The sequence below is a fragment of the Allomesorhizobium aridi genome, assembly GCF_043769475.1.
Taxonomy (GTDB): Bacteria; Pseudomonadota; Alphaproteobacteria; order Rhizobiales; family Rhizobiaceae; genus Allomesorhizobium.
On the sequence record NZ_CP171729.1, the window covers coordinates 4,987,540 to 5,013,836 of the forward strand.

24 protein-coding genes and 1 pseudogene are annotated in these 26,297 nt (G+C 64.6%); 12 read left to right on the plus strand and 13 right to left on the minus strand.

Annotated elements, in window-relative coordinates; all coding sequences use genetic code 11:
• Positions 1-4: 4 nt before the first annotated feature.
• Together ACG873_RS26580 and ACG873_RS26585 are read right to left on the minus strand one after the other, a co-directional pair.
• A pseudogene (locus tag ACG873_RS26580) lies at positions 5-320 on the minus strand (HigA family addiction module antitoxin).
• Positions 295-576, minus strand: coding sequence for a type II toxin-antitoxin system RelE/ParE family toxin (locus ACG873_RS26585; protein WP_394888745.1), 282 nt, complete (start codon positions 574-576; stop codon positions 295-297). The pseudogene ACG873_RS26580 and the gene ACG873_RS26585 overlap by 26 nt, the downstream one beginning before the upstream one ends.
• A 179-nt stretch (positions 577-755) precedes the next feature.
• Here ACG873_RS26585 and ACG873_RS26590 point away from each other — a divergent pair, with 179 nt between their 5' ends.
• The 4 genes from ACG873_RS26590 (at position 756) to ACG873_RS26605 (ending at position 4,549) form a co-directional block, all read left to right on the plus strand.
• Positions 756-1,949, plus strand: coding sequence for an acyltransferase family protein (locus tag ACG873_RS26590; protein ID WP_394888746.1), 1,194 nt, complete (start codon positions 756-758; stop codon positions 1,947-1,949).
• A 176-nt stretch (positions 1,950-2,125) separates the two neighbouring features.
• Positions 2,126-3,193 (plus strand): tryptophan--tRNA ligase, encoded by a 1,068-nt coding sequence (gene trpS, locus ACG873_RS26595; RefSeq protein WP_394888747.1) that lies wholly within the window; start codon positions 2,126-2,128, stop codon positions 3,191-3,193.
• Between the two features lie 147 nt (positions 3,194-3,340).
• Complete coding sequence (locus ACG873_RS26600) at positions 3,341-3,832, plus strand: universal stress protein (RefSeq protein ID WP_394888748.1); 492 nt, start codon at positions 3,341-3,343, stop codon at positions 3,830-3,832.
• Between the two features lie 141 nt (positions 3,833-3,973).
• Positions 3,974-4,549: a NifU family protein gene (locus ACG873_RS26605; RefSeq protein WP_394888749.1), complete on the plus strand. Its 576-nt coding sequence runs from the start codon at positions 3,974-3,976 to the stop codon at positions 4,547-4,549.
• Between the two features lie 102 nt (positions 4,550-4,651).
• On the opposite strand, the gene ACG873_RS26610 is transcribed toward ACG873_RS26605, so the two are convergent.
• A complete protein-coding gene (locus ACG873_RS26610; RefSeq protein WP_394888750.1) occupies positions 4,652-5,272 on the minus strand; it encodes a L,D-transpeptidase in 621 nt (206 codons plus the stop codon).
• A gap of 268 nt (positions 5,273-5,540) precedes the next feature.
• Between ACG873_RS26610 and ACG873_RS26615 the strand changes: the two genes are divergently transcribed.
• Positions 5,541-6,041: an MmcB family DNA repair protein gene (locus tag ACG873_RS26615; RefSeq protein ID WP_394888751.1), complete on the plus strand. Its 501-nt coding sequence runs from the start codon at positions 5,541-5,543 to the stop codon at positions 6,039-6,041.
• Positions 6,042-6,165: 124 nt separating this feature from the next.
• Here ACG873_RS26615 and ACG873_RS26620 read toward each other — a convergent pair whose 3' ends face one another.
• The 10 genes from ACG873_RS26620 to ACG873_RS26665 form a co-directional block, all read right to left on the minus strand.
• Complete coding sequence (locus ACG873_RS26620) at positions 6,166-6,729, minus strand: ActR/PrrA/RegA family redox response regulator transcription factor (RefSeq protein ID WP_394888752.1); 564 nt, start codon at positions 6,727-6,729, stop codon at positions 6,166-6,168.
• A 92-nt stretch (positions 6,730-6,821) separates the two neighbouring features.
• The gene (locus ACG873_RS26625) at positions 6,822-8,147 is read right to left on the minus strand and encodes an ActS/PrrB/RegB family redox-sensitive histidine kinase (RefSeq protein WP_394888753.1); all 1,326 of its coding nucleotides are present in this window, start codon (positions 8,145-8,147) and stop codon (positions 6,822-6,824) included.
• Between the two features lie 39 nt (positions 8,148-8,186).
• Positions 8,187-10,664, minus strand: coding sequence for an ATP-dependent helicase HrpB (hrpB, locus tag ACG873_RS26630; protein ID WP_394888754.1), 2,478 nt, complete (start codon positions 10,662-10,664; stop codon positions 8,187-8,189).
• Positions 10,661-11,302, minus strand: a complete 642-nt coding sequence (locus ACG873_RS26635) for an ATP-binding cassette domain-containing protein (RefSeq protein ID WP_394888755.1) — start codon at positions 11,300-11,302, stop codon at positions 10,661-10,663. Before ACG873_RS26635 ends, hrpB begins: the two co-directional genes overlap by 4 nt.
• 30 nt (positions 11,303-11,332) lie before the next feature.
• Positions 11,333-13,012: an ABC transporter permease gene (locus ACG873_RS26640; RefSeq protein WP_394888756.1), complete on the minus strand. Its 1,680-nt coding sequence runs from the start codon at positions 13,010-13,012 to the stop codon at positions 11,333-11,335.
• Positions 13,013-13,073: 61 nt separating this feature from the next.
• A complete protein-coding gene (locus ACG873_RS26645) occupies positions 13,074-14,255 on the minus strand; it encodes an ABC transporter substrate-binding protein (RefSeq protein ID WP_394893715.1) in 1,182 nt (393 codons plus the stop codon).
• A gap of 154 nt (positions 14,256-14,409) precedes the next feature.
• Complete coding sequence (locus ACG873_RS26650) at positions 14,410-15,522, minus strand: Gfo/Idh/MocA family protein (protein WP_394888757.1); 1,113 nt, start codon at positions 15,520-15,522, stop codon at positions 14,410-14,412.
• Positions 15,523-15,594: 72 nt separating this feature from the next.
• Positions 15,595-16,497 (minus strand): sugar ABC transporter substrate-binding protein, encoded by a 903-nt coding sequence (locus ACG873_RS26655; protein ID WP_394888758.1) that lies wholly within the window; start codon positions 16,495-16,497, stop codon positions 15,595-15,597.
• An 80-nt stretch (positions 16,498-16,577) separates the two neighbouring features.
• Complete coding sequence (locus ACG873_RS26660) at positions 16,578-17,564, minus strand: ABC transporter permease (protein WP_394888759.1); 987 nt, start codon at positions 17,562-17,564, stop codon at positions 16,578-16,580.
• A complete protein-coding gene (locus tag ACG873_RS26665; RefSeq protein ID WP_394888760.1) occupies positions 17,564-18,364 on the minus strand; it encodes an ATP-binding cassette domain-containing protein in 801 nt (266 codons plus the stop codon). Before ACG873_RS26665 ends, ACG873_RS26660 begins: the two co-directional genes overlap by 1 nt.
• A gap of 139 nt (positions 18,365-18,503) precedes the next feature.
• Here ACG873_RS26665 and ACG873_RS26670 point away from each other — a divergent pair, with 139 nt between their 5' ends.
• The 7 genes from ACG873_RS26670 to ACG873_RS26700 all read left to right on the plus strand — a co-directional run bounded on the left by ACG873_RS26670 (position 18,504) and on the right by ACG873_RS26700 (position 26,297).
• Entirely contained in the window at positions 18,504-19,337 is an 834-nt protein-coding gene (locus ACG873_RS26670) for a MurR/RpiR family transcriptional regulator (protein ID WP_394888761.1), read from the plus strand.
• Positions 19,338-19,529: 192 nt separating this feature from the next.
• The gene (locus tag ACG873_RS26675) at positions 19,530-21,455 is read left to right on the plus strand and encodes a bifunctional 5-dehydro-2-deoxygluconokinase/5-dehydro-2-deoxyphosphogluconate aldolase (RefSeq protein ID WP_394893717.1); all 1,926 of its coding nucleotides are present in this window, start codon (positions 19,530-19,532) and stop codon (positions 21,453-21,455) included.
• Positions 21,456-21,482: 27 nt separating this feature from the next.
• Positions 21,483-23,330 (plus strand): 3D-(3,5/4)-trihydroxycyclohexane-1,2-dione acylhydrolase (decyclizing), encoded by a 1,848-nt coding sequence (gene iolD, locus ACG873_RS26680; protein WP_394888762.1) that lies wholly within the window; start codon positions 21,483-21,485, stop codon positions 23,328-23,330.
• Positions 23,331-23,514: 184 nt separating this feature from the next.
• Positions 23,515-24,432 (plus strand): myo-inosose-2 dehydratase, encoded by a 918-nt coding sequence (gene iolE / locus ACG873_RS26685; protein ID WP_394888763.1) that lies wholly within the window; start codon positions 23,515-23,517, stop codon positions 24,430-24,432.
• A 30-nt stretch (positions 24,433-24,462) separates the two neighbouring features.
• On the plus strand, positions 24,463-24,660 hold the full coding sequence (locus ACG873_RS26690) for a DUF3329 domain-containing protein (protein WP_394888764.1): 198 nt from the start codon (positions 24,463-24,465) through the stop codon (positions 24,658-24,660).
• 3 nt (positions 24,661-24,663) lie between these two features.
• A complete protein-coding gene (iolB, locus tag ACG873_RS26695; protein ID WP_394888765.1) occupies positions 24,664-25,461 on the plus strand; it encodes a 5-deoxy-glucuronate isomerase in 798 nt (265 codons plus the stop codon).
• Between the two features lie 128 nt (positions 25,462-25,589).
• Positions 25,590-26,297, plus strand: coding sequence for a DUF1045 domain-containing protein (locus tag ACG873_RS26700; protein WP_394888766.1), 708 nt, complete (start codon positions 25,590-25,592; stop codon positions 26,295-26,297).

Sequence of the window (26,297 nt, forward strand, 5' to 3'; positions counted from 1 at the left end):
CGTGCTAGGCCGCCCGGGGTTCGATCCGCTCCAAAACGTCGCCCAACGCTCTCTTGCGCTCGCAGAATCTCGAAATCGCTCTGCAGGCCAAGGAAGAAGCCTTCCGACATTCCGAAATAGCGGGCTAGCCTCAGATCGGTGTCGGCCGTGACGGCGCGTTTACCCAGCACGATCTCGTTTATCCGGCGCGGCGGCACCCCGATCGCGCGCGCCAGGGCATTCTGGCTGAGGTTCATTGGCCGAAGAAATTCCTCGAGCAGAATTTCCCCGGGATGCGGGTTGTGCAGATAATCGTCAGTGGTAGTCATGGATTTCGACATCGGACATCCTCCCTTGACCCACCTGAAGCATTATACGCCATTGATCGTTGATCCTGATGGAGTATTGCCCTTTTCTGTCGCCCTTCAAAGCTTCAAGCCGGTTTCCGGGCGGGACACGAAGGTCGTCCAGCCTTCTTGCCTGATTGAGAAATCGCAGTTTTACCAACGCTTTGTTCTGCATCTCAGGCGGCAGTTTCCGGCTTCGGACGCCGAACCAGATCTTTTCAGTCTCCCGTTCGGCGAAGCTCAGGATCACGCCGGCAATTTATAACGTGTAACGTTATACGATTCAACATGCCTTTGTGCACCGAGCCACATCGAATGTATTCAAATGGCGGCTTTCCCGCACCGGTTTTTTAACAAAATGCGTCCAGAAGGATGATCTGCCGGCTGGTGCGCAAGCGCCGGCCGCCTTGTCGGGTGGGACGCATACAGATGAGCGGCAGACTCTACTATGTCGACTGGCTGAGGGTGATCGCCTTCGCCATTCTCGTTATTTACCACTGTTCCGTCGCGTTCTTCCCGGACATGTCCTGGCTGATGAAGAGCGTCGAGGGCAGCGAAACCCTTTCGCTCGTCATGAAATTTCCGCGCGCCTGGCGGCTGGCGCTGCTGTTCTTCGTCTCGGGCATGGGCACGTGGTTTGCGTTCCGCTCGAATACCGGCCTGACCTTCCTGAAGGACCGCATGGTTCGGCTGGCGGTGCCGCTGCTGTTTGCCATGTGCGTCATCATCGTGCCGCAGGTCTGGTACGAGCGCGTCTACGAGGACGGCTATGACGGTTCGCTGATGAGCTTCTGGCTGACCCGCTACTTCACCGAAGGCAAGTACCCGCAAGGCAATTTCACCTGGGCGCATATGTGGTTCGTCGCCTACCTGCTGGTGATGGCGTTCCTGTGCTATCCGATCTTCCGGCTGATAGTCGACCCGAGGATGCGCCGGCTGACCGGCTGGTTCGAGAGTGTCGCCCGCTCCAACGCGATCTATCTTCTGTTCCTGCTGCCGCTGGTGCTCAATGTCGCGCTGTCGCCGATATACCCGCGCCAGACCAATGCGCTCTACAATGACGGCGCCTGGTTCGCCGCCTGGGCGAGTTGGTTCGGGCTGGGCTTCCTCGTCGCGCGCCATCACCATGCGGTGATCGAGGCCATCGTCGATCGCCGCTGGCTGAGCGCAACGTTTGCGCTGACGCTGACCGTGACGCTCTACCGCCATTCCTGGGCGGCCGGTCCGGGCGATGCCTTCATGGGCGACTACGACAACATGACGGTGCTCTACAAGACGGCGCTTTTTGGCCTTGCATGGAGCATGATCCTGACCGCAGTGGGCTTCGCCGCGCTCCATTTGAACCGCAAGAGCGCCGCACTCGCCTGGCTGAACCGCAAGATATTCCCGCTCTACATTGTGCACCAGACGATCATCATCGCGGCGCTGTTCTACATCCTGCCGCTGGAAGCCGGCGTGGCGGCGAAGATGTCGCTCGTGCTGTTGGCGACAATCGGCGGGTCGCTGGCCCTGTGCCTTCTGTTCGAGCAGCTTCCCTGGCCGTTCCGCGCCCTTGTCGGCCTGCCCGAGCAGCCTGCCGGCAGGCCTGTGCCCGAAAAGAGCACGGTTCCACTGCGCTATTAGCATTCTCGCCGCCGAGAGTTCGCCCAGGCGCGAGGCTTGATCGCGCCCGCGCCTTCGTTCATAAGCGCAACTCGATTTTCGCCGCCTACTTTCTCAGCCGCATGATCCTTCCCGAAAAGTCTGCAACTTTCGGGATCATGCTTAGAAACGGCCCTCCACAAGCCACGAGGAAAACCATGACCGCCTTCAAGCCGCTCGTCTTTTCGGGCGTCCAGCCCACCGGAAATCTCCATCTCGGCAATTATCTCGGCGCGATCCGCCGCTTCGTCGCTCTTCAGGACAGCCACGACTGCATCTACTGCGTGGTCGACCTGCACGCGATCACGCAGTGGCAGGAGCCTGCCGAGCTGATGAAGGCGACGCGGGAAGTGACGGCGGCCTTCCTGGCGGCCGGCATCGATCCGAAGAAGCACATCGTCTTCAACCAAAGCCGCGTGATGCAGCATGCCGAGCTCGCCTGGGTGTTCAATTGCGTGGCCCGCATGGGCTGGCTCTCGCGCATGACGCAGTTCAAGGAGAAAGCCGGCAAGGACCGCGAGAATGCGTCCGTTGGCCTGTTCGCCTATCCGACATTGATGGCTGCCGACATTCTTGTCTATCGCGCCACCCACGTTCCGGTGGGCGACGACCAGAAGCAGCATCTGGAGCTGACCCGCGACATCGCCCAGAAGTTCAACAACGACTTCTCCGACCGGATCGCCGACCTTGGGCTGGGGGTCGAGATGACTGTGGGCGAGGAGATGATCAACGGCTTCTTCCCGCTGACCGAACCGCTGATCGAGGGTCCGGCGCCGCGAGTCATGTCGCTGCGCGACGGACTGAAGAAAATGTCGAAGTCCGATCCATCGGACCTGTCGCGCATCAACCTGACCGACGATGCCGATGCGATCTCGAAGAAGATACGCAAGGCCAAAACCGACCCCGCAGGCCTTCCTTCCGAGATCGAAGGCCTGAAGGACCGGCCGGAAGCCGAAAATCTGGTCGTGCTCTACGCGGCTCTCGCCGAAACCTCGAAGGAAAAGGTGCTCGCCGAGTTCGGCGGTCAGCAGTTTTCGGCCTTCAAGCCGGCGCTGGCCGATCTGGCGGTGGCGAAGCTCGCGCCTATCGCCGCCGAGATGCGGCGAATTTCCTCGGACGAGACCTATGTCGACGGCGTGCTGAGGGACGGCGGCGAACGCGCCGGCGTGATGGCCGAAGCGAACATGAAGATGGTGCGCGACATCGTCGGCTTGCTGAACGGCTGATGGGCGGTTCAGCAGTTCGCTCCGGCGGGCACTGGAGCGAACTGTTGAAGGCTTGTCCATGCGATGCCTCTGCAAGCCCACTTGCCGACGCCCGGCGCGGGTGACAGATTGCGCCGAAACGGCGTCTCGTCTCAGCAGGGTTAGAACATGGTCTCCAAACGACTGATACGGGAAGCCGGCCACCGCCGGAAATTCCTGGCGATCATCGACGATACGCCCGAATGCGAGCGCGCCGTCGCCTATGCCTCGACGCGCGCCAAGACCACCGGCGGCGTGCTGGTGCTGCTTTACGTGATCGAGCCCGGCGATTTCCAGCACTGGCTCGGCGTCGAGAAGATCATGCGCGACGAGGCCATCGCCGCGGCCAATGCGGCGCTCGACGGCTATGCCGTGACGGTGCGCGCCAAGCTCGGCATCGAGCCGGAACTGGTGGTGCGCGAGGGCAAGCCGGCCGATGAAATCCACAAGCTGATCGAGGAGGACCAGGACATCGCCATCCTGGTGCTGGCGGCCGGATCCGGCAAGGAAGGTCCGGGTCCGCTGGTCACGTCGATCGCCGGCAAGGGCGCGGCGTTCCCCATTCCGGTGACGGTGGTGCCGCAGAACCTGTCCGACGAAGATATAGCGAGCCTTGCCTGAGCCATCCGGCTCGACAAAGCGGATGCTTCGGGAGAAAATCATTTCCGGGCGCAGCCGAATGCGCGGCGCATTTGGCTTGAATGTCGCCGGAAGCAGGCTTATTTAGAACTATTCCAAAGTTGAGCCCACGGAGATGCGGCCATGTTTATCCAGACCGAGGCGACCCCCAATCCCGCCACGCTGAAATTCCTGCCCGGGAAGGAAGTGCTGCCCGTGGGCACCGCCGATTTCCGCGACGCTGACACGGCTCGCGCGGCCTCGCCGCTCGCTGGCCGGCTGTTCGACATTCCGGGCGTCACCGGTGTTTTCTTCGGCTACGACTTCGTCACCGTCACCAAGGACGGACCCGACTGGCAGCATCTGAAGCCGGCGATCCTCGGCGCGATCATGGAGCAGTTCATGTCGGGCGCGCCGGTCATGGCAAGCGGCGGCCAGGCCGCGACCGATCGTGCCGACCAGGCGGGCGAGTTCTACGACAAGGCCGATTCGGAGATAGTCATCACTATCAAGGAACTGCTCGACACGCGCGTCCGTCCCGCCGTCGCCCAGGATGGCGGCGACATCACCTTCCGCGGCTACGAGAACGGCACCGTCTTCCTGCACATGAAGGGCGCCTGCGCCGGCTGCCCGTCCTCGACCGCGACGCTGAAGCACGGCATCCAGAACCTGCTGCGCCATTTCATTCCGGAAGTAGAGCACGTCGAACAGATCGGCTGACAATCCATCCAATCGATCAACAAAAAACCGGGCCATGTGCCCGGTTTTCTGTTTGAGGACGTCCGTTGTTGCCGAGACGGTCCGCGTATAAATCGTCGGGAACTACCTGACGATGACTTTGGCGCCGACGTCAGCGCGGTTGTAGAGATCGATGATGTCCTGGTTCATCAGCCGGATGCAGCCCGACGACATCGCCTTGCCGATAGAGGCCCATTCAGGCGTTCCGTGCAGGCGGTAGCCGGTGTCGCCGCGCTTGTTGTAGAGGTAGAGGGCGCGCGCGCCGAGCGCGTTGGTGATGCCCGGCTTCATGCCGCCCCGGAATTTGGCGAGTTCCGGCTGGCGCCTGATCATCTCAGCCGGCGGCGTCCAAACCGGCCATTCGCGCTTCGCCGCGACACGCGCGGTGCCCTTCCATTCGAAGCCCTCGCGGCCGACGCCGATGCCGTAGCGCACCGCCTCGCCGTCGGGCAGCACGAAGTAGAGATGCTTCTCGCCAGTATCGACAATGATCGTTCCGGGCTTCTCGCCGCCGTCATACGCCACGATCTGGCGATGGTATTTCTTGTCCACCTTGTAGATGGGGATGCTCGGCAGACGATAACCGGCGTCGGTCCGGCTGCCATAATCGGACGAAAACACCTTGTACGGGCCGAACGTGCTGCACCCGGAAACCGCGGTTGCGAGCGCCAGCCCAACTGCAAGGGCAAGTGTTTTCATCTGCATGATTATATTCGCCGCTCCGGTCCGCAATATCGATTTGCCCCGATTCGGGGCCGCAATTTCGCCTTTATTTACGGGCGCGCATTCCTGCTTGCCAAGAGCTTAGTGATGCAACCGGCTGCTTACGCAAACGTGAGCGGGTTGCTATGGCATTTCGGCAACAGGGTATCACGCGAACGTGACAGCGTGCGCCGGGAGGCGCATTCCACCCGCCAGTCAGTTTGGAACAAAAGGGGTTCATGCCGGCGCCAGGACATGGCATTGTCGGCCCATGCCGATCATCAGCCCGATTCTCGCCAATCCGCTCGTCGATGGCCGCCAGTCCGAACGGGCGATGGTGGTCAGGCGCGGCGTCCAGCGTCTGCTCACGCAAATGGGCGCGCATGTGCTGCCCGAACTCTGCCTGGCCACCGGCCGGCGCGCCGACCTGGTCGCGCTGACGCGGACGGGGGACATCTGGATCATCGAGATCAAGTCGTCGATCGAGGATTTCCGCGTCGATCGCAAGTGGCCTGAATACCGGCTGCATTCCGACCGCTTCTTCTTCGCCACGCATCCGGATGTGCCGGCCTCGATCTTTCCCGAGGAGTGCGGCTTCATCCTCTCCGACGGCTATGGTGCCGAGATCATGCGCGACGCGCCGGAGCACCGGTTGGCGGCGGCCACCCGCAAGGCGCTGATGCTGCGCATGGCGCGTGCCGGCGCGGCGCGGCTGCTGGCGGCGGAACTGGCGGGCGTTTCGGTGCCGGCGTTGGATGGGGAAAGTGAGTGAACAGTAGGCAGTAGGCAGTAGGCAGTAGGCAGTAGGCAGTAGGCAGTAGGCAGTAGGCAGTAGGCAGTAGTAAAGGTTAGCTGTCCGTCCGCCTCCTGGTTGCTATTGCCTATTGCCGACTGCCTCACCTAGGTGCCCGCTTGGCCAATATCCGCTGCAGCGTGCGGCGGTGCATGTTGAGGCGGCGGGCGGTTTCCGAGACGTTGCGCTCGCACATTTCATAAACGCGCTGGATGTGCTCCCAGCGCACGCGGTCGGCCGACATCGGGTTTTCAGGCGGCGCGGCGCGCTCGCCGGCGGTGCGGGTGAGCGCCGCGAAAACATCGTCGGCGTCGGCCGGCTTCGACAGATAGTCGATCGCGCCGAGCTTAACGGCTGTCACGGCGGTGGCGATGTTGCCGTAGCCGGTGAGGATTATCGTCCTGGAATCGGTGCGCTTCTCGCGGATGGCCGCGACAACGTCGAGCCCGTTTCCGTCACCGAGACGCATATCGACGACGGCATAAGCAGGTGGATGCGCGCGGGCCTTGGCCACGGCCTCCTCGACGCTCTCGGCCGTCTCCACCTGAAAACCCCTCGCCTCCATGGCACGCGCCAGGCGGGTGAGGAACGGCTTGTCGTCGTCCACGATCAGCAGCGACGCGTCGCCTGCCCCGACGACGCCCTGAACGGTTTCTTCGTTGATCATTCTTGTTCGTCCGTATTGCCCGAATTTGTTTCAGATATAGGCCGAAACTGCCACATTTGCCACCTTTGGAGCATCCTGCTTTCGCCAGGGCTCTATGCCGTGTCGAACATCGACGCCACGGCGGATTCGGGATTGAGGAAAGCCTCGCGCGGCCAGTTGACCTGCACGACCGCGCCGTGGCCGGGTTCGTTGGCGTTGTAGAAGGAAAGCGTCGCGCCCGAGCGTTCGAGCAGCGTCTTGGCGATAAACAGGCCGAGGCCGAGGCCGCCACCCCGCTCGGCGCCGTGGCGGGTGGACATGTAAGGCTCGCCGATGCGGTCGATAATTTCCGGTGGGAAGCCCGGCCCGTCATCTACGATGTCGAAGGCGACTTCCCGCTCGTCCCAGCGCCAGCGTATGGTGACAGTGCCGATGGCGAAATCGACGGCGTTCTCCACCAGATTGCCGAGGCCGTAGATCACGCCCGGATTGCGCCGGGCGACGGGCTCCGGGCCGATCCGCTCGCCGGGCTCGAGCCGTATGGCAATGCCGAAATCGCGGTGCGGCGCGATCACCTCCTCGACCAGCGATGTCAGCGGCATTCGGGCGAGATGCTGTTCGCTCTCCGACGACAGGCTGGTCAGGCGCTTCAGTATATCCCGGCAGCGCTCGCTCTGGGTGCGCAGAAGTGTGACGTCCTCGTGGTATTTCGGATCGCCGCGCAGCGCGCGTTCCATCTCCTTGGCGACAAGGGCGATGGTGGCGAGCGGTGTGCCGAGCTCATGGGCGGCCGCCGCCGCAAGCCCGTCCAGCGCCGAAAGATGCTGTTCGCGCTGCAGGACGAGTTCGGTGGCGGCGAGCGCATTTGCGAGAAGCCGCGCCTCCTCCGCGACGCGCCAGGCATAGACGGCGGTAAAGGTGGTGGAGCAGAACACCGCGGTCCACATCCCGGCGACGTAGATGAAGGGCATGGAAAGCTCGGCGCCCTCAAACCACGGCAAAGGCAGATGGTAGAAGGCCAGGAGCGTCGCCATGGCCATGACGAGGGCGCCGAGCAGGGCCGTGAGCCGCAGCGACAGGGACGTGGCCGAGATGATGACCGGCACCGTCATCAGGAGCGAGAACGGATTGGTGAGCCCGCCCGTCATGTAGAGCAGGCCGGCAAGCTGCAGCGCATCGAAGGTGAGCGTGATGAAGGCGGCGCGCGGTGTCAGCCGGTGCGCGGCCGGATAGCGGAAGGTGAGCAGCAGGTTGAGCCAGGCCGAACAGGCGATAAGCGCGAAGCACAGGCTGACCGGCAGCGGAAAATCGAGCCAGTAGGCCACGATGATGACGGTGACGCTCTGGCCGACGATCGCCAGCCAACGCAGCCGGATCAGCGTGTTCAGCCTAAGGCGTTGGCTCTGCTGGAGGTCGGGCGTGCGCTGCATTTCGATCATGGCCGTTTATGCCCCTCGCCGGCGGTCGACGCCAAGCGCTTATTTGACCCGCGGCTTGGCCCGCGCTGTGGCTTCGGCCGAAACGGGATCCTCCGGCCAGAAATGCTTGGGGTAGCGGCCGCGCATTTCGGCGCGTACATCGGCCCAGGAGCCGCGCCAGAAGCCCGGCAGATCGCGGGTCGTCTGGATCGGCCGATGCGCCGGCGACAGCAATTCCAGAGTCAGCGGCACCGTGCCGCCGGCTATGGAAGGATGGCTGTCGAGGCCGAAAAGCTCCTGCACGCGGATGGCCAGCACCGGCCATTCGCCGTCATAGCGGATCGGTACCCGGCTGCCGGAGGGGGCGTCGAAATGGGTCGGCGCCAGCGACGCGATCCGGCGCTGCAGGTCGTGCGGCACCAGCGACATCAGCCCCGCGTGGAGAATTCCGGCGTCGATGCGCTGGAAAGAAGCCTCGCCCGGGAGGAGCGGAGCGAGCCAGTCGTCGAGCGATGCGAGCAGCGCCTCGTCGGAAACGTCCGGCCACGGCGCGCCGAGTCCTCGATGCAGCCATTGCAGCCGATGGCGCAGGGTCTCGGCTTCCCTGCTCCACGGCAGCAGCGCCAGACCGTGCGTGCGCAATGCGTCGAGCATGGCGCGATCGGCCTCCGCGCCGGTCGGCGGCGGCAGCATGCGCTCGGAAAGCACGATCGCACCGAGGCGCTCCGTCTCGCGCACCTTGACCGCGCGTTTTTCGGGGCCGAAGCTCGAATCCACCTGCTTGACGATGCGCGCGCCGAGCGCCTCGCGTATCACTTCCATCGATACCGGAGCGGCTGCGGCAACGCGCGCATTCTGCGCCTTGCCCTGGAGGTCGGCGACGACGAGGAACGTTTCGCCCGCAAGCGGGTCGGCGGCGTCGAGCATGGCGCCGCTGCCGTTTGCCAGCACGAACCGCCCGCGCGCACCGCGCGCCCTGGCGACGCGGTCGGGCCAGGCGTGGATTAGGAGGGCGCCGGTGGTGGTGGTGGTGGAATTGTCGGGAAGGGCAGTTCTCGTTCCGCCCGCCTGCCGCGCCTGCCGCTCGGCGAGCTGCCGGGCCGCGACGGCGCGCGGCGACCGGTCGCCGCGAAACCGCATCAGCCGGCGCTCCAGATCGGCGCTGTCGCCGCCAAGCCCTCGCTCGGTTATGAGCACGGCAAGCTCGGCGGCAGGCAAGGCATGTCCGTCCTTCGCTGCCTCCGCCACCATGTGCGCAAGGCGCACCGGCAGCGCCAGCTTGCGCATCGCTTCGCCCGCCGGTGTCAGCCGTCCGGCGGGGTCGATGGCGTCGAGATCAGCGAGCAACGCCCTTGCCTCGGCAAGCGCCGGCGCTGGCGGCGGGTCGAGGAAGGTGAGGCTGGCCGGATCGGCGACGCCGAAGGCGGCGCAGTCAAGAACCAGCGACGACAGGTCCGCTTCCAGGATTTCGGGCGGCGTGAAGGCGGGCAGCGCCGCCGTCTGCTCGGCGCGCCACAGGCGGACGGCAACGCCCGGCTGCGTGCGGCCGGCGCGGCCTGCGCGCTGATCGGCCGAAGCGCGCGAGACGCGCACCGTCTCCAGCCGAGTCAGTCCGGTCGCCGGTTCATATCTCGGCAGGCGTGACAGGCCGCTGTCGATCACCACGCGTATCCCGTCTATGGTGATCGAGGTTTCGGCGATCGAGGTCGCCAACACCACCTTGCGGCGGCCCGGCGGCGGCGGCTTGATCGCTGCGTCCTGCGCCTTGCCGTCGAGCATGCCGTAGAGCGGCGCGATGTCGACATCGCTGCCTATCCGGCTTTCGAGGCGTTCGGCGGTCCGTTCGATCTCGCGTTGGCCGGGCAGGAAGGCGAGCACGCTGCCAGGCTCGGCGGCAAGCGCCTCGCGGATGGCTTTTGCCATCGCATCCTCAATCGGCATCCCTGCGGGACGCTCGTCGTAGCGTATGTCGACGGGGAAGCTGCGCCCCCGGCTTTCGATGACCGGCGCATCGCCCAGCAATTTTGCTACACGCGCCCCGTCCAGCGTCGCCGACATGACCAGCAGCCGCAGATCCGGCCGCAGCGCGCCCTGCACATCGAGCGCCAGCGCCAGCCCGAAGTCGCCATCGAGGGAGCGCTCGTGGAATTCGTCGAACAGAATGGCCGAGATGCCAGGCAGTTCCGGATCGTTAAGGACGGTGCGAGCCAGCACGCCTTCGGTCACGACCAGTATCCGGGTTGCGGCCGAGACGCGGCGCTCCATGCGCATGGCGTACCCGACCGTGCCGCCCACCTCCTCGCCGAGCAATTCGGCCATGCGCCGGGCGGCGGCGCGTGCTGCGAGCCGGCGCGGCTCCAGAAGCAGGATCTTTCCGGCGCCGAGCCACGGCGCGTCGAGGAGCGCCAGCGGCGCCAGTGTGGTCTTGCCGGCGCCGGGCGGCGCGACAAGCACCGCCTTGCCCTTGTTCTCCAGCGCCTCGAGCAGCGCCGGCAAAGCGGCGGTGACGGGAAGATCGGGAAGCGTTCGCACCGTCATTGCCCGACGCGGATCACAGGGCCGCCCGCCGCATGGGCGTCGGCCTCGTCATGGGTGACCAGCACGACCGGCAGGCGGCTGGCGCGCGCCTTGGCGAAGACGAGTTCGCGCATCTGGCTGCGCAGCCCGGCGTCGAGCTTGGAGAAGGGTTCGTCGAGGAGCAGCATGCGCGGCGCCGAAAGCAGCACCCGCGCCAGCGCCACGCGCGCCTTCTGGCCGCCCGACAGCGTGTCGGGATCGCGCGCCGCCGTGCCGGCCAGCCCAACGCCGCCGAGCGCTTCCTTCACCAAGGCCGAGCGCGGGGCCTTGCCCTTGATCGAAGGCGGGATGGCGAACAGGAGATTGCCGCCGACCGACATATGCGGGAAAAGCAGCGGATCCTGGAACAAGATGCCGGCGTGGCGCTCTTCGGCGGGCAACGCGGTGATTTCCTCGTTGCCGGAAAACACCTTGCCCGAGGCCGAGAACGCCGGATCGAGAAAGCCGCCAATATAGGCGAGCAGGGTGGATTTGCCCGAGCCCGACGGGCCCATCACGGTCAACACTTCGCCGACCTCGACGCGATGCGAGACGGCGAGCAGCACACGTCCATTCAGCGCGATGCTCACCCCGTCGAGGAAAAGTTGTTGGTCGGCCATCTGTCCCGCCGCGTTCCGCCTGAACCGGTTCTACACGCGCATGGCGCGGCGGTTGCGGAATACCAGCGCCGGGATGAGGGTGGCAACAGCAAAGCCCGCCGCCGGCAAAAGCATCTGCAGAAAGGCATAGACGCCGATGACGCGGCGGTTGCCGCCCGATGCGAGCGCCACAGCCTCGGTGGTGATGGTTTCCAGCCTGCCCGCTCCGATCAGCAGCGTCGGCAGGTACTGCCCGACCGACACGGCGAATCCAACGGCGGCGGCGACCAGTATGGCTCGTGACAGCATCGGCAGGCGGACCCGGAGCAGCGTCGCGCTTCGCGATTTACCGAGGCCGGCGGCGACCGCTTCGTAGCGCCGGTCATAGGCTCGCCACGGGTCCGATAGCGACAGGAAGACATAAGGCATGACGAAGGTGAGATGCGCCAGCACCAGCGCCGGCAGGCTGGCGACGCTACCGGTGAACACGAACAGCAATTGCAGCCCGAACAGGAAAGCCGCCTGCGGCACCAGCAGCGGCAGGTAAAGGAAGAGCAGCGCCCAGCGCCCGGCGATCCGGCCGGTCTCGTTCTCGCGTATCAGGCAAAGCAGCGTTAGCGCTATCGCTAGCGCCGTCGACAGGGCGGCGACCCCAAGCGTGACCGACAGCGGACCGGCAAGCCGGGGCGCGGTCTTGATCCAGTTCTTCGCTGTCAACGTCTCGGGCACGGCGTCCGGAAACTGCCACAGCCCGGCGAACGACCAGATGGCGAGCGTGGCAAGACCGGCAAGCACGGTCAGCGCGGCGGCGACCATGGCAGCAAGCGCGCCTTGGCGCAGCCACATGTCGCCGCGGAAGCGCAGCCCGGACCTGCGCAACCGGCGAAGTATCGCCGCGCCGAGGCGTTCGAGCGCGATCCAGATGAGCAGCGCCGCGGCCGTCACGCCGAGCTGGAGCAGCGCGCCGGCGCTGGCGAAGAAGCGCATCGACAGTTCGGGATCATTCATCCAGCCGACGAGGCGGACGGCGAGTGGGGCCGGCGTGGTCGGCCCGAGGATCGCGGCGACGTCGACGACCGATGTGGCGAAGGCGATGACGGCAAACACCGCGAGCCGCATCTGCCGGTAAAGCGGCGGCCAGACGCCATGCAGGAAGCCGGCGATGCGGCCATAGCCGAGCGAGGCGGCCAGCGCCCGGGTACGCGGAAGATCGACCTGCGGCAGAGCTGCGAGCGCGATCAGCAGCAGGAAAGGGATCTCTTTGACGATCAGCCCGGCGGTCATCGACAGCCCCAACGGATCGTTGACGATCAGGAGGTCGGGCGGGCGCTCCCAGCCGGTCAGCCACGGCGACAGCATCCGGGCGATCATGCCGGACGGCGCGATCAGGAAGGCGAGGCCGAAAGCGGCTGCGGCATGCGGCACCGACAGGAGCGGCGAAACCAGATGCTGGATGCGCGAGAAGATGCGCGTTCCGGCCCAGCCGGCGATGAACAGCATGACCACGCCGAGCGACACGGCCGTTGTTATCAGTCCAGCGGCGAGGCTGATGAGCACCGACATCAGGATGCCGGGTTGGGCCAGCAAATTTTCGATATGCGCGAGCGTGAAGCCGGTTCCGTCGAGCGCCGGCAGGTAGCCGAAGGCCGGCAGGATGGTGCCGGCAAGGCCGAAAAGGATCGGGCCTGCCAGGACGGCGACGGCGAGCGGCGGGCCGAGACGGCTCAGCATTCCAATGCCTTCGGCGGAAGCGCTCTACGTTGCGCGAAGAAACCTCGCGACGCAATCAATGCTAGTTCGCCGCGCCGTAGCGCCGTTTCCATTCCGTCTCGATCTTGTCCATCCAGCTTGGATGCGGCTCGTCAAGTGCCGGGCCGAGCTCGTCCGGCTCCAGCGTGGCGACGCCGAGGTCGAGCGCGTCGAAGCGGGTGCGGTCGGCTACGTCGAGTTTCGAGATGGCGAGCACCGTCGGATCGCCCCAGATTTTTGGATCCTGCTTGTGCGCCTGCGCTTCAGGCGAGATCAGGAAGTCGGCGGCCACCAGCGCGCCGGCCTTGGCGGCGGCGTTGTAGGGGATCGCCACGAAATGCGTGTTGGCGAGGGTTCCGCCGGGAAACGTGAAGGAGCGGACCGTCTTGGGCAGCTCGCCATTGGCGATGGCGCTTGAGGCCTCCGAGGGGTTGAAGGCGAAGATGATGTCGACCTCGTTGTCGGCGAGCAATTGCTTCATCGCCGGGTAGTTCTGCGGAAACGCCTTGCCGCCGCGCCACAGCAGCGGGTTCAGCTCGTCGAGCCAGGCAAAGAGCGGCGCGACGGCTTTCTCGAACGACGCCTCATCCACCGGCTTCAGGAGAACGGAGCGATCGGCGGCGAGTTCGGCGAGCGCCTGCTTCAGGAACGACGAACCGGTGAAATCCGGCGGCTGCGGGTAGGTGAAGCGGCCGGGATTCCGCTTCGCCCAGGCAAGCAGGTCCTTCGCCGATTTCGGCAGCGAAGCCGGGTCGGTTTTCGCCGTGTCGTGAAAGAAGACCAGCTTGGCCATGCCCCACGGGCTCTCCAGCCCGTCGACGGGAATGGTGAAGTCGGTCCGGATGGTCGGCTTGTCGTCGACATCGATGAAGCGCCGGTTGGGCAGCTTTTCGGCCCAGCCGGGCGAGAAAAGCAGCTGCTGGCGCTTCATCGACGAAAAATTCTCGCCGTTGATCCAGATCAGGTCGACCGTGCCGCCTTCGTTACGGCCGGCGGCCTTTTCAGCGACCACTTTGGCGACGGCATTCGCGGTATCGTCGAGCTTCACATGGACCAGCTTGACGCCGTAGCGCTTTTCCAGCTCCTGGCCCGCCCATTCGAGATAGGCGTTGATGTTTTCCGCGCCGCCCCAGGCGTTGAAGTAGACCGTCTCGCCTCGCGCATCGGCAAGGACTTCCTGCCATCTCTCCGGATCGGGTTCGCCGGCCAGCGCCTGAAGCGTCATGGCAGCGAACGCAGTGGCGGCCAGAAGCAGCTTCTTCATCGGATTCTCCCGGTCCCGTTCAATCGGGCGCGATTGAGCATCGTTGGGGGAAGCCGGTCAATGAGCCGCCAGCGACGGCAGGGTCAATTCGATGTGAGAGGTGCGTGAGACCGCGTCACGCGACATCCACCCATCGGCCTTCGCGAAAAGAGCGCGCCATGGCGTCGACGGTGCGCTCGATCAAGATGCCTTCCTCGAAGTCGATGGCGACTGTGGTTTCGCCGCGCATGCGCCCGATCAGTTGGCGGCATTCGATGATCTTCAATTCGTTGAAGCCCAGCCCGTGGCCGGGCGCGGGGATGAAGCGATCGTAGGGCGGGTGGTGCGGAGCCGTCAGCACGGTGCGGAAACCTTGTTCCGTCGCCCGATCGGAGGTGAGGTAGAGCTGGAATTCGTTCATCCGCTCCTGGTCGTAGAGGATAGAGCCCCTGGAGCCGAATATCTGCACGGCGATGCGGCCCTTGCGGCCCCAGGCGGTCCGGCTGAGCGCGATCATGCCGGAGGCACCGTTGGCGAGGCGCAGGAGAATGGTGGCGATGTCGAATACCTCGACTTCGCGTTCGCCGGCGTCGGTCCGGCGCGTCGGATAGGGTTTGGCCATGTCGCACATCACCCGCGACACCCGGCCGAACAGCGTCGAGATCAGCGACAGCGGATGTACGCCGAAATCGTCGATCGCGCCGTGGCCGTTGACGGCTTCGTGCCGCTGCTGGAACGGCGCGTCCGGATCGGCCAGGAAATCCTCGTCCATCTCTATGCGGACATTGTTGACCGTGCCGATCGCGTCTTCGTCGAGCAGCTTTCGAATGTGGCGTATGGCGGGGTTCTGGATGTAGTTGAAGCCGAGGATGGCGACCTTGCCCGAGGCGCGCGCGGCGGCCAGCATCGCCTCGGCCTCGGCGAGCTTCGGCGCCATCGGCTTTTCGCACCAGACATGCTTGCCGGCCTCGAAGGCGGCGATCGCCATTTCGGCATGGAACCGGTTCGGCGTGGTGACCGAGACGACATCGACTTCGGGGTCGGCGATAACGTCGCGCCAGTCGCCGGAAGCCTTCGCGAAGCCGAATTCGGCAGCCTTTTTCGACGCGAGTTCCTGGCTGGCTTCGCCGAGATGGACGAGATGAATGTCGGGCACGTCGCCGAAAACCGGCCTCACGCCGGTCCAGGCCATGGCGTGGCACTTGCCCATATAGCCAGTACCGATCAGTCCGACGCCGATCTTCTTCATGGAGGGTCTCGCACCTTTGGATACGTGAAAAGACCGGGGCGTTGGACGCCCCGGTCCGATAGGCGGACAGGCCTATTTGTACTGTTCGGCGTTGCTCTTGTCGACGAGCACGGTGCCGGTGTCGATCACCGGATCGATTGTCTTGCCTGCCTTCAGGTCGACCAGAGCCTGGATGCCGAAGGCGCCCATGTTCTTCGGCGCCTGCGCGACCGTCGCGGTCATCTCGCCGGCCAGGACGGAGGCTGCCGCGTCCGGATTGGCGTCGAAGCCGACGACCATCACATCGGCCAGCTTGCCCGCCGACTTCAGAGCCTCGACCGCGCCGAGCGCCATATTATCGTTGGAGGCGAACACGGCCTTGATGTTGGGGTTGCCGGTGATGATGTTTTCCATCGCCGCCTGGCCCTTGGCGCGGTCCCATTCGCCGGTCTGCTCGGCGACCACCTTCATGCCGCAGGCCTCGAGCCCGGCCTTGGAGCCGGTTGCGCGGGCTTGGCCGGTGGACTGGGTGATGATGCCCTGCAGGATCGCGACCTCGGAGCCCTTTTCGATCTTGCCGCAGATATAGTCGGCGGCAAGCTTGGCTCCGACCTCGTTGTTTGTACCGATGAAGGTGACGCCTTCATTGGTGCCCTTGGTGTCGACGAAGACGACCGGAATGCCGGCAGCTTTGGCCGCGTCAACGACCGGGGCCAGCGCGTTCGGATCGGTCGGCGCCAAGGCGATGCCGTCCAGGCCCTGCGCGATCATGTCCTCGATCTGCGCGATCTGCGCGGCGACGTCGGATTCGGTCGGCGGCGACATGACCACTACTTCGACGCCGAGTTCCTTGCCCTTTTCCATCGCGCCGGCTTCCACCGCCGCCCAGAACGGGTTGCCGGCGCCCGGACCCTTCATGTCGAGCAGGAACTTGTCGGCAAGCGCCGTGCTGGTCATCAGCGCGAGCGCCGCGCCGGCCAGAATGAATTTCTTCATGGTATCCTCCCAGATGTTTCAAAATGTCTCCGATTGAGGATTGCACCCGGCGCGGAGACGGCGACGGGCGCAATTTTCGACTACCGTCTCACCGCCGCATGGCGGCGCAGAACGTCGATATAGACGGCGGCGATGATGACCAGCCCGATCAGGATCTGCTGCCAGAACGGACTGACGTTATTGAGATTGAGGCCGTTGCGCATCAGCCCCATGATCAGTACGCCGGCCATGACGCCCAGAACGGTGCCGCGGCCGCCGAAGAAGGATGCGCCGCCGATGATGACCGCCGCGATGGCGTCGAGTTCCGCGTTCTGGCCGGCAAGCGGAAAGCCCGAATCGGTGCGGCCGGCGAGCAGCAGCCCGCCAAGCCCGGCAAAGAAGCCGCTGATCGCATAGACATAGACCAGCACGCGATCAACATTGATGCCGGAGACGCGGGCGGCGTGCGTGTTGCCGCCGATGGCGAAGATGTGACGGCCCATCGAGGTGCGGTTGAGGAAGAACCACATGCCCACGGCGCTGATGATGACCACGAAAAGGCTGGCCGGCAGGCCCGTCGGCGGTGGGAAAATGCCGAAATCGTAATTCGCCTGACCGAGATAGCGCACCTCCCGCCCGAGCCCGGACACCGGAGCGCCCTCGGTGATAAGGCTCGACAGGCCGCGCGCGATGTTGAGCGTGCCCAGCGTCATGATGAACGGATGCGGCAGCCTGAGCACCGTCAGCCCGAGCCCGTTGACCAGGCCGGCCGTGATGCCCACCAGCGGCCCGATCAGGACGACGATCGGCCACGGCACTCCGGCCTTGGCGGCAACCGCCAGGCACATCATGCCGAGCGCCATCACCGAACCGACCGAAAGGTCGATGCCCGCCGTCACGATGACCACGAACATGCCGAGCGCCAGAAGCGCCAGCGTGGCGTTCTGCTTGATGATGTTGGTGAGGTTGGCCAGCGACATGAACACGTCGGGCCGCGTGGCGTAGAGCAGCGCCATCATCACCACCACGATGACGACGATGCCGTAATGCTCGAGGAAGCTGGAAAGTCTTGGGCTGTTGCCGAGCATCAGTGCTGCACTCTGTCGTGGGCGAAGGACTGGGTGTGGCCCTTGGTGCCCATGATCCAGCCGATGACCTCGTTGCGGTTGGTGTCCTGCAGCGGCGCGTCGGCGAAATTGGCGCCCTGGTAGAGCGCCATCACCCGGTCGCAGCAGTAGAAGATGTCGTCCATGCGGTGCGAGATAATGATCACCGCGACGCCGTGCTCCTTCAGCGACTTGATGAGGTCGAGCACCTTGCCGACTTCCTTGATGGCGAGCGCGGCGGTCGGCTCGTCCATGATCACCACCCTGGCGTCGAAGGCGGTCGCCCGCGCGATCGCCACTGCCTGGCGCTGCCCGCCGGACAGTTCCTCGACATTCTGGTCGATGCTCTTGACGTGGATCTTCAGCTTGTCGAGGTGCTCGGCGGCCATGCGGCGCGCCAGGTCGCGGTCGATGATCGTCAGGCCGGCGAATTTCCTGCCCGGCTCGCGGCCGAGATAGATGTTCTCGTAGATCGGCATGTTCCCGGCCAGTGCGAAATCCTGGTAGACCATTTCGATGCCCATCTTGCGGGCGTCGCGCGGCGAGTGGAATTTCACCGGAGAGCCGGCGAAGTAAAGCTCGCCCTCGCTCGGCGTGTAGAGGCCGGAAAGCACTTTCATCAGCGTGGACTTGCCGGCGCCGTTGTCGCCGACCACGCCCAGGGCCTCGCCCGGCGCGATATGGAAGCTCACGCCGTTCAGCGCCGTGATGGCGCCGAAATACTTCTTGACGCCGCGCGCTTCAAGCAGTGGCGCCGCAGCCGGCTCGCTCCCGTCGGTCATCCCTGCGAACTCCTCCACACCGCTGTTTCGCAGTTCCAGAATTGGAACAAACAGTGCATTATGCTTTTAGGTGTGGAATATCCATTCCATTTCTGCTTGACTGCGTCAAGGGCAAAATATCCGCCAAGGAAGCCGGGCGATGAGTGCGACAGATGTCTCTCCCAAGGACTACCAGGCGCTCCGGGCGCTGATCGCGCAACGCGCGGAGGATCTGCCGCGGCGGCTGATGCAGGTCGCCGGCTATGCGCTTGAAAATCCAGATGAGATCGCCTTCGGCACGGTCGCCAGCATCGCCGCCAGGGCGGACGTGCAGCCCTCGGCGCTGGTGCGGTTCTCGCGCGCGCTCGGCTATCAGGGGTTCACCGAACTGCAGGACGTTTTTCGCTCGCGGCTGAGGGAGCGGGTGCTGAATTACGACGAACGGCTGGCCAAGATGCGCGAGCACGGCATCGCCACCAGCAAGTCCGGCCTCGTGCTGGACGGGTTCCTGGAGGCGGCGGAACAGTCGGTCGGGCGCTTCCGCGAGAAGGTAGACCATGACGCGATCGAGCGCGCGGTCGACCTGATGGCCCGGGCCGAAACCATCTACCTGATCGGCCTCAGGCGATCCTTTCCGATCACCTCTTATATGAGCTATGCGCTCGGCAAGCTCGGTATCCGGAACATACTGGTGGATGCGGTGGCCGGCATGGGCGCGGAGCAGGCGAGTTTCATAACCGGGCGCGACGCCGTCCTGTCGATCAGTTTCACCCCCTATGCCAGCGAAACCGTCATGCTGACCAACGCCGCCAAGGCACGGGGCGCCGCCATCGTCTCGCTGACCGATTCTGTGTTCTCGCCGATCGCGTCCTCCGCGGACGTGCTGCTGGAGATCGTCGAGGCCAATTTCGAGGGTTTTCGCTCGATGGCCGTCACCATGGCGCTGGCCATGACGCTGACTGTTTCGGTGGCTGCACGGCGGGCCGAGGGGTAGTATGGTTGCGGCCGTCTTTACTCAGCCGGCGTGCGGCTGCGGGTTTGGCTGCTCTCGATCTAAAAAACGAAACAAACATTCTGAATTGACTATTTTGCAGAATGTATGTTTCATAATGCGAAATTCTTGATGCCGGATCGCGGGCGCGTCGATCGCGAACTTCGCCTGCGCGTCGAAACGGAAGGAGCGGGTATGTCCGAGGCGGACGCCAGGCGGCTCGACGTCATCACCATGGGGCGGGCTTCCGTCGATCTCTACGGGCAGCAGATCGGCTCGCGGCTGGAGGACGTAACCTCCTTCGCCAAGTCGGTCGGCGGCTGTCCGGCCAACATCGCCATCGGCACGGCACGTCTCGGCCTGCGTTCGGCGCTGCTCACCCGCGTCGGCGACGAGCAGATGGGCCGCTTCATCCGCGAGCAGATGCTGCGCGAGGGCGTATGCGTGGACGGTCTCGTCACCGACCCGACGCGGCTGACGGCGCTGGCCATCCTCTCGGTCGAGAACGACAAGAGCTTTCCGCTGCTGTTCTACAGAGAGAACTGCGCCGACATGGCGCTGTCGGAAGACGATGTCGACGCCGAATTCGTCGCCTCGGCCCGCGCGCTGGTGGTCACCGGCACGCATTTTTCCCGCCCCAACACGGAGGCTGCGCAACGCAAGGCGATGCGGCTGATGAAGGAGGCGGGCGGCAAGGTGGTGCTCGACATCGACTATCGCCCGAACCTGTGGGGCCTGGCCGGCCATGCGGCGGGCGACAACCGCTACATCGCCTCGGAGCGAGTCTCCAACCAGATGAAGACGGTGCTGGCCGATTGCGACCTGATCGTCGGCACCGAGGAGGAGGTGCTGATCGCGTCGGGCGAGAGCGAATTGCTGCAGGCGCTGAAGACCATTCGCGCGCTTTCGCCTGCGACCATCGTTCTGAAGCGCGGGCCGATGGGCTGCATCGTCTATGACGGCCCGATTTCCGAAGATCTCGAAGCCGGCATTGTGGGCAAGGGTTTTCCGATCGAGGTCTACAATGTGCTGGGCGCCGGCGACGCCTTCATGTCGGGCTTCCTGCGCGGCTGGCTCGGCGGCGAGGATTTGAAGACGGCGGCGACATGGGCCAACGCCTGCGGCGCTTTCGCGGTGTCGCGGCTCCTGTGCTCGCCGGAAATACCGACGTTCGAGGAGTTGCATTTTTTCCTGAAGCACGGCAGCCCGCACCGGGCGCTGCGCAAGGACGAGGCGATCAACCACGTCCACTGGGCAACCAACCGGCGGCGCGACATCCCCTCGCTGATGGCGCTCGCCATCGATCATCGCGCTCAGTTGGAGGATATAGCGAGGAAGACGGGCGCAGATGCAGAGCGCATCGGTGCTTTCAAAGTGCTGGCGGTGAAGGCGGCTGACCGCGTGGCGGGAGGGCGCGACGGCTACGGCATGCTGCTGGACGAGAAGCATGGCCGCGAAGCGATGTTCGAATTCGCGCGTTCTTCGTTGTTCTGGCTCGGCCGCCCTGTCGAACTGCCCGGTTCGCGGCCGCTGCGCTTCGAATTTTCACAAGATATCGGCTCGCAACTCGCCGAATGGCCGGTCGACCATTGTATCAAATGCCTGTGTTTCTATCATCCGGACGATCCGGCTGAGCTCAAAACCGAGCAGCAGCAGAAGCTGCGCGCGTTGTTCGAGGCCGCGCGCAAGGTCGGCCGGGAATTGCTCGTCGAGATCATCGCAGGCAAGCACGGCGGGCTTGCCGAGGACACCATTCCGCGCGCGCTAGAGGAGCTTTACGCGCTTGGCATCAAGCCGGATTGGTGGAAGCTCGAGCCGCAGGCGTCGAGCGCCGCCTGGCGCGCCATCGGCGCGGTCATCGAGAAGAACGATCCGTGGTGCCGCGGCGTGGTTCTGCTTGGGCTGGAAGCGCCACAGGACGAGCTGGAGGCGGCTTTTGCCGCGACGGCGGAAGCGCCGGTGGTCAAGGGTTTCGCGGTCGGCCGGACGATCTTCGTCGATGCCGCCGAAAAATGGTTCGCCGGCCAGATCTCGGATGAGGCGGCGATCACCGACATGGCCGAGCGGTTCGAAAGACTGACCGAGGCCTGGCTTGCGGCGCGCGGCAAGAAAGCAGCATAGTCGGCCAAAATTGGCCGGGAGGAACCCATGAGCAAGACCATCCGCCTGACCATGGCGCAGGCGCTGACCAGATTTCTGGCGCGCCAGATGACGGAGATCGACGGCAAGACGCTGCCGCTGTTCGGCGGCGTCTGGGCGATTTTCGGGCACGGCAATGTCGCCGGCATAGGCGAAGCGCTGTATCAGGTAAGGGACGACTTACCGACTTTCCGTGCCCACAACGAGCAGGGCATGGCGCATGCCGCGATCGCTTACGCCAAGGCCAATTTCCGCCGCCGCATGATGGCGGTCACCACGTCCATCGGCCCGGGCGCGACAAACCTGGTGACGGCGGCCGCATTGGCCCATGTCAACCGCTTGCCGCTGCTGCTTTTGCCCGGTGATGTATTCGCCAACCGTATCCCCGACCCGGTGCTGCAGCAGGTCGAGGATTTCGGCGACGGAACCGTCTCGGCCAACGACTGCCTGCGCCCGGTCTCGCGCTATTTCGACCGCATCACCCGGCCCGAGCAGATCATCCCGGCGCTGAACCGGGCAATGCAGGTTCTGACTGACCCGGCCGAGTGCGGGCCGGTGACGCTGGCGCTCTGCCAGGACGTGCAGGCCGAGGCCTACGATTATCCGGAGAGCTTTTTCGACGAGCGGGTTTGGCGGCCGCGCCGGCCGCAGCCGGATGCGAGCGAGTTGGACGCGGCGGTCGCCGCGCTGAAAGGCTCCAGGAAGCCGGTGATCATCGCCGGCGGCGGGGTTCTCTATTCGGAGGCCACGGCAACGCTGAAAGCCTTTGCCGAGAAACATGGCATTCCGGTCATGGAGACCAATGCCGGCAAGTCGAGCCTGCCGCACGACCATCCGCTCAATATGGGCTCGGTGGGGGTGACCGGGTCCTCGGCCTCGAACCTGCTTGCCGAGCAGGCCGATGTGGTGCTCGCTGTCGGCTCGCGGCTGCAGGATTTCACCACCGGCTCCTGGGCGCTGTTCAAGGCCGACGACGTGAAGATCGTGGGGCTGAACGCTCAAGCTTTCGATGCCGGCAAGCATCGCGCGCTGCCGCTGGTGGCCGACGCGAAAGCCGGGCTCGAGGCTCTGGAAGCCCGGCTCGATGACTGGAAATCGCCCGACGCCTGGGTCGCGACGGCTAAGGCCGCCAAGACCGACTGGCTGACCGCCGCCAAGGCCGTGACCGATCCGACCAATGCGTTGCCTTCCGACGCGCAGGTGATCGGCGCGGTGCACCGTGCGCGCGGCTCGAAGGCGACGCTTGTCTGCGCGTCGGGCGGATTGCCTGGTGAGTTGCACAAGCTGTGGCCGGCCGGCGCACCAGGCAGCTACCACATGGAATATGGCTATTCGACCATGGGATACGAGATCGCCGGCGGGCTCGGCGTCAAGCTCGCCAAGCCCAACGACGACGTCATCGTAATGCTCGGCGACGGCAGCTACATGATGATGAATTCCGAGATCGCGACCTCGGTTATGCTAGGCAAGAAGTTGACCATTGTGGTGCTCGACAACCGAGGCTTCGGTTGCATCAACCGCCTGCAGATGGCGACAGGCGGGGCGAACTTCAACAATCTGCTGAAGGACGCTAAACACGAGGTGCTGCCCGAAATCGACTTCGCCGCGCACGCCGCCTCGATGGGCGCGGTTGCCAGGAAAGTCGCCTCGATCGCCGAGCTGGAACGGGCGCTGAAAGAGGCGGAAGCCGATACGAAGACCTCGGTGATCGTCATCGACACGGACCCGCTGATCTCGACGGATGCCGGCGGTCACTGGTGGGACGTGGCGGTGCCGGAGGTCAGCAGCCGCAAGGAAGTCAACGCGGCGCGCAAGGACTATGAGCAGAAGCGCAAAATGCAGCATCTGGTGAATTGAGCTTGCCCCTCACCCTTACCCGTCCCCGTTATCCTTCGACAAGCTCAGGACGGGGAGAGGGGACGTCAACGCCGCGGCAATCTCCTCCTCTCCCCCCTTGCGGGGAGAGGGATGCCGCCCTTCGACAGGCTCAGGAGGCAGGTGACGGGCAGCGCTGCCAATGGAAAGAAACCGGAGAAAAAACTTGAAAGCCAAACTTGGCATGTCTCCCATCGCGTGGTGGAACGATGATCTGGCCGAACTCAGCGATGACGTGTCGCTGGAGGAGTGCCTGCGGCAGTCGCGGTCGGCGGGCTTCACCGGCATGGAAATGGGACGCCGCTTTCCCAACGATCCGAAGGTCATGCTGCCGATCTTGAGAGAGGCCGACGTGACCCTTTGCGGCGGCTGGTTCTCCGGCACGCTGGTCATTGAGGACATTGCTGCAAACAGGGACCGCATCCAGCCGATGATCGACCTGTTCAAGGCCGTCAACGCGCCCTGCATCGTCTATGGCGAGGTCGGCCGTTCCATCCAGGGCGACCGGACAAAACCCCTCGCCACCAAGCCGAAGCTCGCCGACGACGAGATGAAGGCGTATGCCAAAAAGATCACCGAGTTCGGCGAATGGTGCGCCGATCAGGGCATGCCGCTCTCATACCACCACCATATGGCGGCTGTGGTCGAGACCGAACCCGAACTCGACGCCTTCATGAAATATTCGGGCGCCGGCATTCCTTTGCTCCTCGATGCGGGTCACCTGGCCTTTGCCGGAGGCGACGTACTGCGGGCTATCGACAACCACCACAACCGCATCAACCATGTGCATGTGAAGGATGTGCGCATGGACGTGATCAACCGGCTCGACCGCACCAGGCAATCTTTCCTCGACGCGGTGGCCCTTGGCGCCTTCACCGTGCCCGGGGATGGCTCGCTCGATTTCGGCGCAATCGTGAAAAAGTTTGCGGACTATGGCTATGAAGGCTGGTTCGTGGTCGAGGCCGAGCAGGACCCGAAGAAGAATCCGCCACTCAGGATGGCGCAAGTCGGCTACAAGGAGTTGATGCGGGTCATGACGGCGGCCGGCTATACAGTTGAGACACAGGGCTTTCCGAATGCTTGATTCCTGCACTCCCGACGATGGTTTGGCCTGATGGCGGGCGAGGACCACCCGTTCCTGCGGCCACTGTGGCGCCGGGTCGCGCTCGTCGCCTTCTGCGTGGCTTGGGCTATATTCGAGATATTCTACGGCCAGTCGTTCTGGGCGATGATCGCCATCGGCATGGCCGGCTACGGCGCGTGGATTTTCCTGATCGCCTACAAGCCCGGCCCCGGGAAGGAAAAGGAGTAAGCCATGCCGAAACTGCTGGTGAAACCGGAAAAAGGAACCGGCCGCGTCTCCCATGTAACGCCCGCAAGCGCCGGCTGGACCTATGTCGGCTTCGATCTCCATCGGCTGAAGCCGGGCGAGACGGTGTTGGCTGCGACCGGGGATCGCGAAGCATGCCTGGTGTTCGTCACCGGCAAGGGCAGGGCCAAGGCGGGACCGGAGGATTTTGGCCTGCTCGGCGAGCGCATGTCGCCCTTCGAGGGCAAGCCGTGGTCGCTCTACGTGCCGCAAGGCTCCGACTGGTCGGTTACCGCCGAGACCGATCTCGAACTCGCGGTCTGCTCGGCGCCGGGCCTGGGCGGCGGCCTCGGGGCACGTGCCATTGCGCCGGAACAGCTCGGACGGGAAGTGCGGGGCAAGGGCACCAACACGCGCTACGTCACCAATATCCTGCCGGAAAACGAAGCGGCGGATTCGCTTCTGGTGGTCGAGGTCATCACGCCCGGCGGCCACACGTCAAGCTATCCGCCGCACAAGCACGATCGTGACGACCTGCCGAGGGAATCATATCTCGAGGAGACCTATTACCACCGGCTGAACCCGCCGCAGGGTTTTGCATTCCAGCGGGTCTATACGGACGATCGGTCGCTGGACGAAACAATGGCGGTCGAGGACGGCGACGTGGTGCTGGTGCCGAAGGGCTATCATCCCTGTGCCGCCTGCCATGGCTACGATCTTTATTATCTCAATGTCATGGCCGGGCCGAAGCGAACCTGGAAATTCTACAACGCGCCCGAGCATGAGTGGCTGCTGAAGGCCTGACGCCGACAGGTCTCATGGTCGCTGACTAATGACTTTGCCGGGGGCATCTGCTATCAGCCGGCATCTGTCCTGCTTCGTCAATCCGTCATGCAAATCGCCTATGGCATCGAGGCCGGCGAGGATATTCGATGCGTTACGCGATCTATTTCACACCTGAACAGAACGACCCGCTGACGCGGCTCGCCGCCGATTGGCTGGGCCGCGACCCGTTCACGGGTGCTGCGACCAAACCGCCGGCAAGCACCGTTCTTTCTCCGGCGGAGATCGCCTTCCACACTGCATCGGCACGCCGCTACGGCTTCCACGCGACGCTGAAAGCGCCTTTCCGTCTCGCCGAAGGCGAAAGCCAAGCCGATCTCGAGGCGGCGATGGCGGAATTCGCGCGAGCGACCGCGCCGGTCGTCATTCCGCGTCTCGTGATCAAGCAGATGGACGGATTTTTCGCGCTGGTTCCGGGCGAGGAAAACCCTGGGCTCCAGCGTTTCGCTGACGACGTGGTCACCAGCTTCGACCGCTTCCGGGCGCCGTTGAGCGAGACCGATATCGAGCGCCGCAATCCGGACGCGCTGAGCCCCGCCGAGTTCCGCAATCTGTACCAGTGGGGCTATCCTTACGTGTTCGACGCCTTCCGTTTCCACATGACGCTGACCGGGCGCGTGGCCGAAAACGACAGCGCACGGGTCCGCCGGGCGGTCGACGAGGTGTTTCGGGCGGCCATTGCCCGCCCCGTGACGGTTGCGGGCCTGGCGCTGTTTGTCGAGCGCGAGCCCGGCGCTCCGTTCATGGTACAATCCTATTACGCGCTCGATGCGCGGCGTGACAGAAAGACTGCCTGA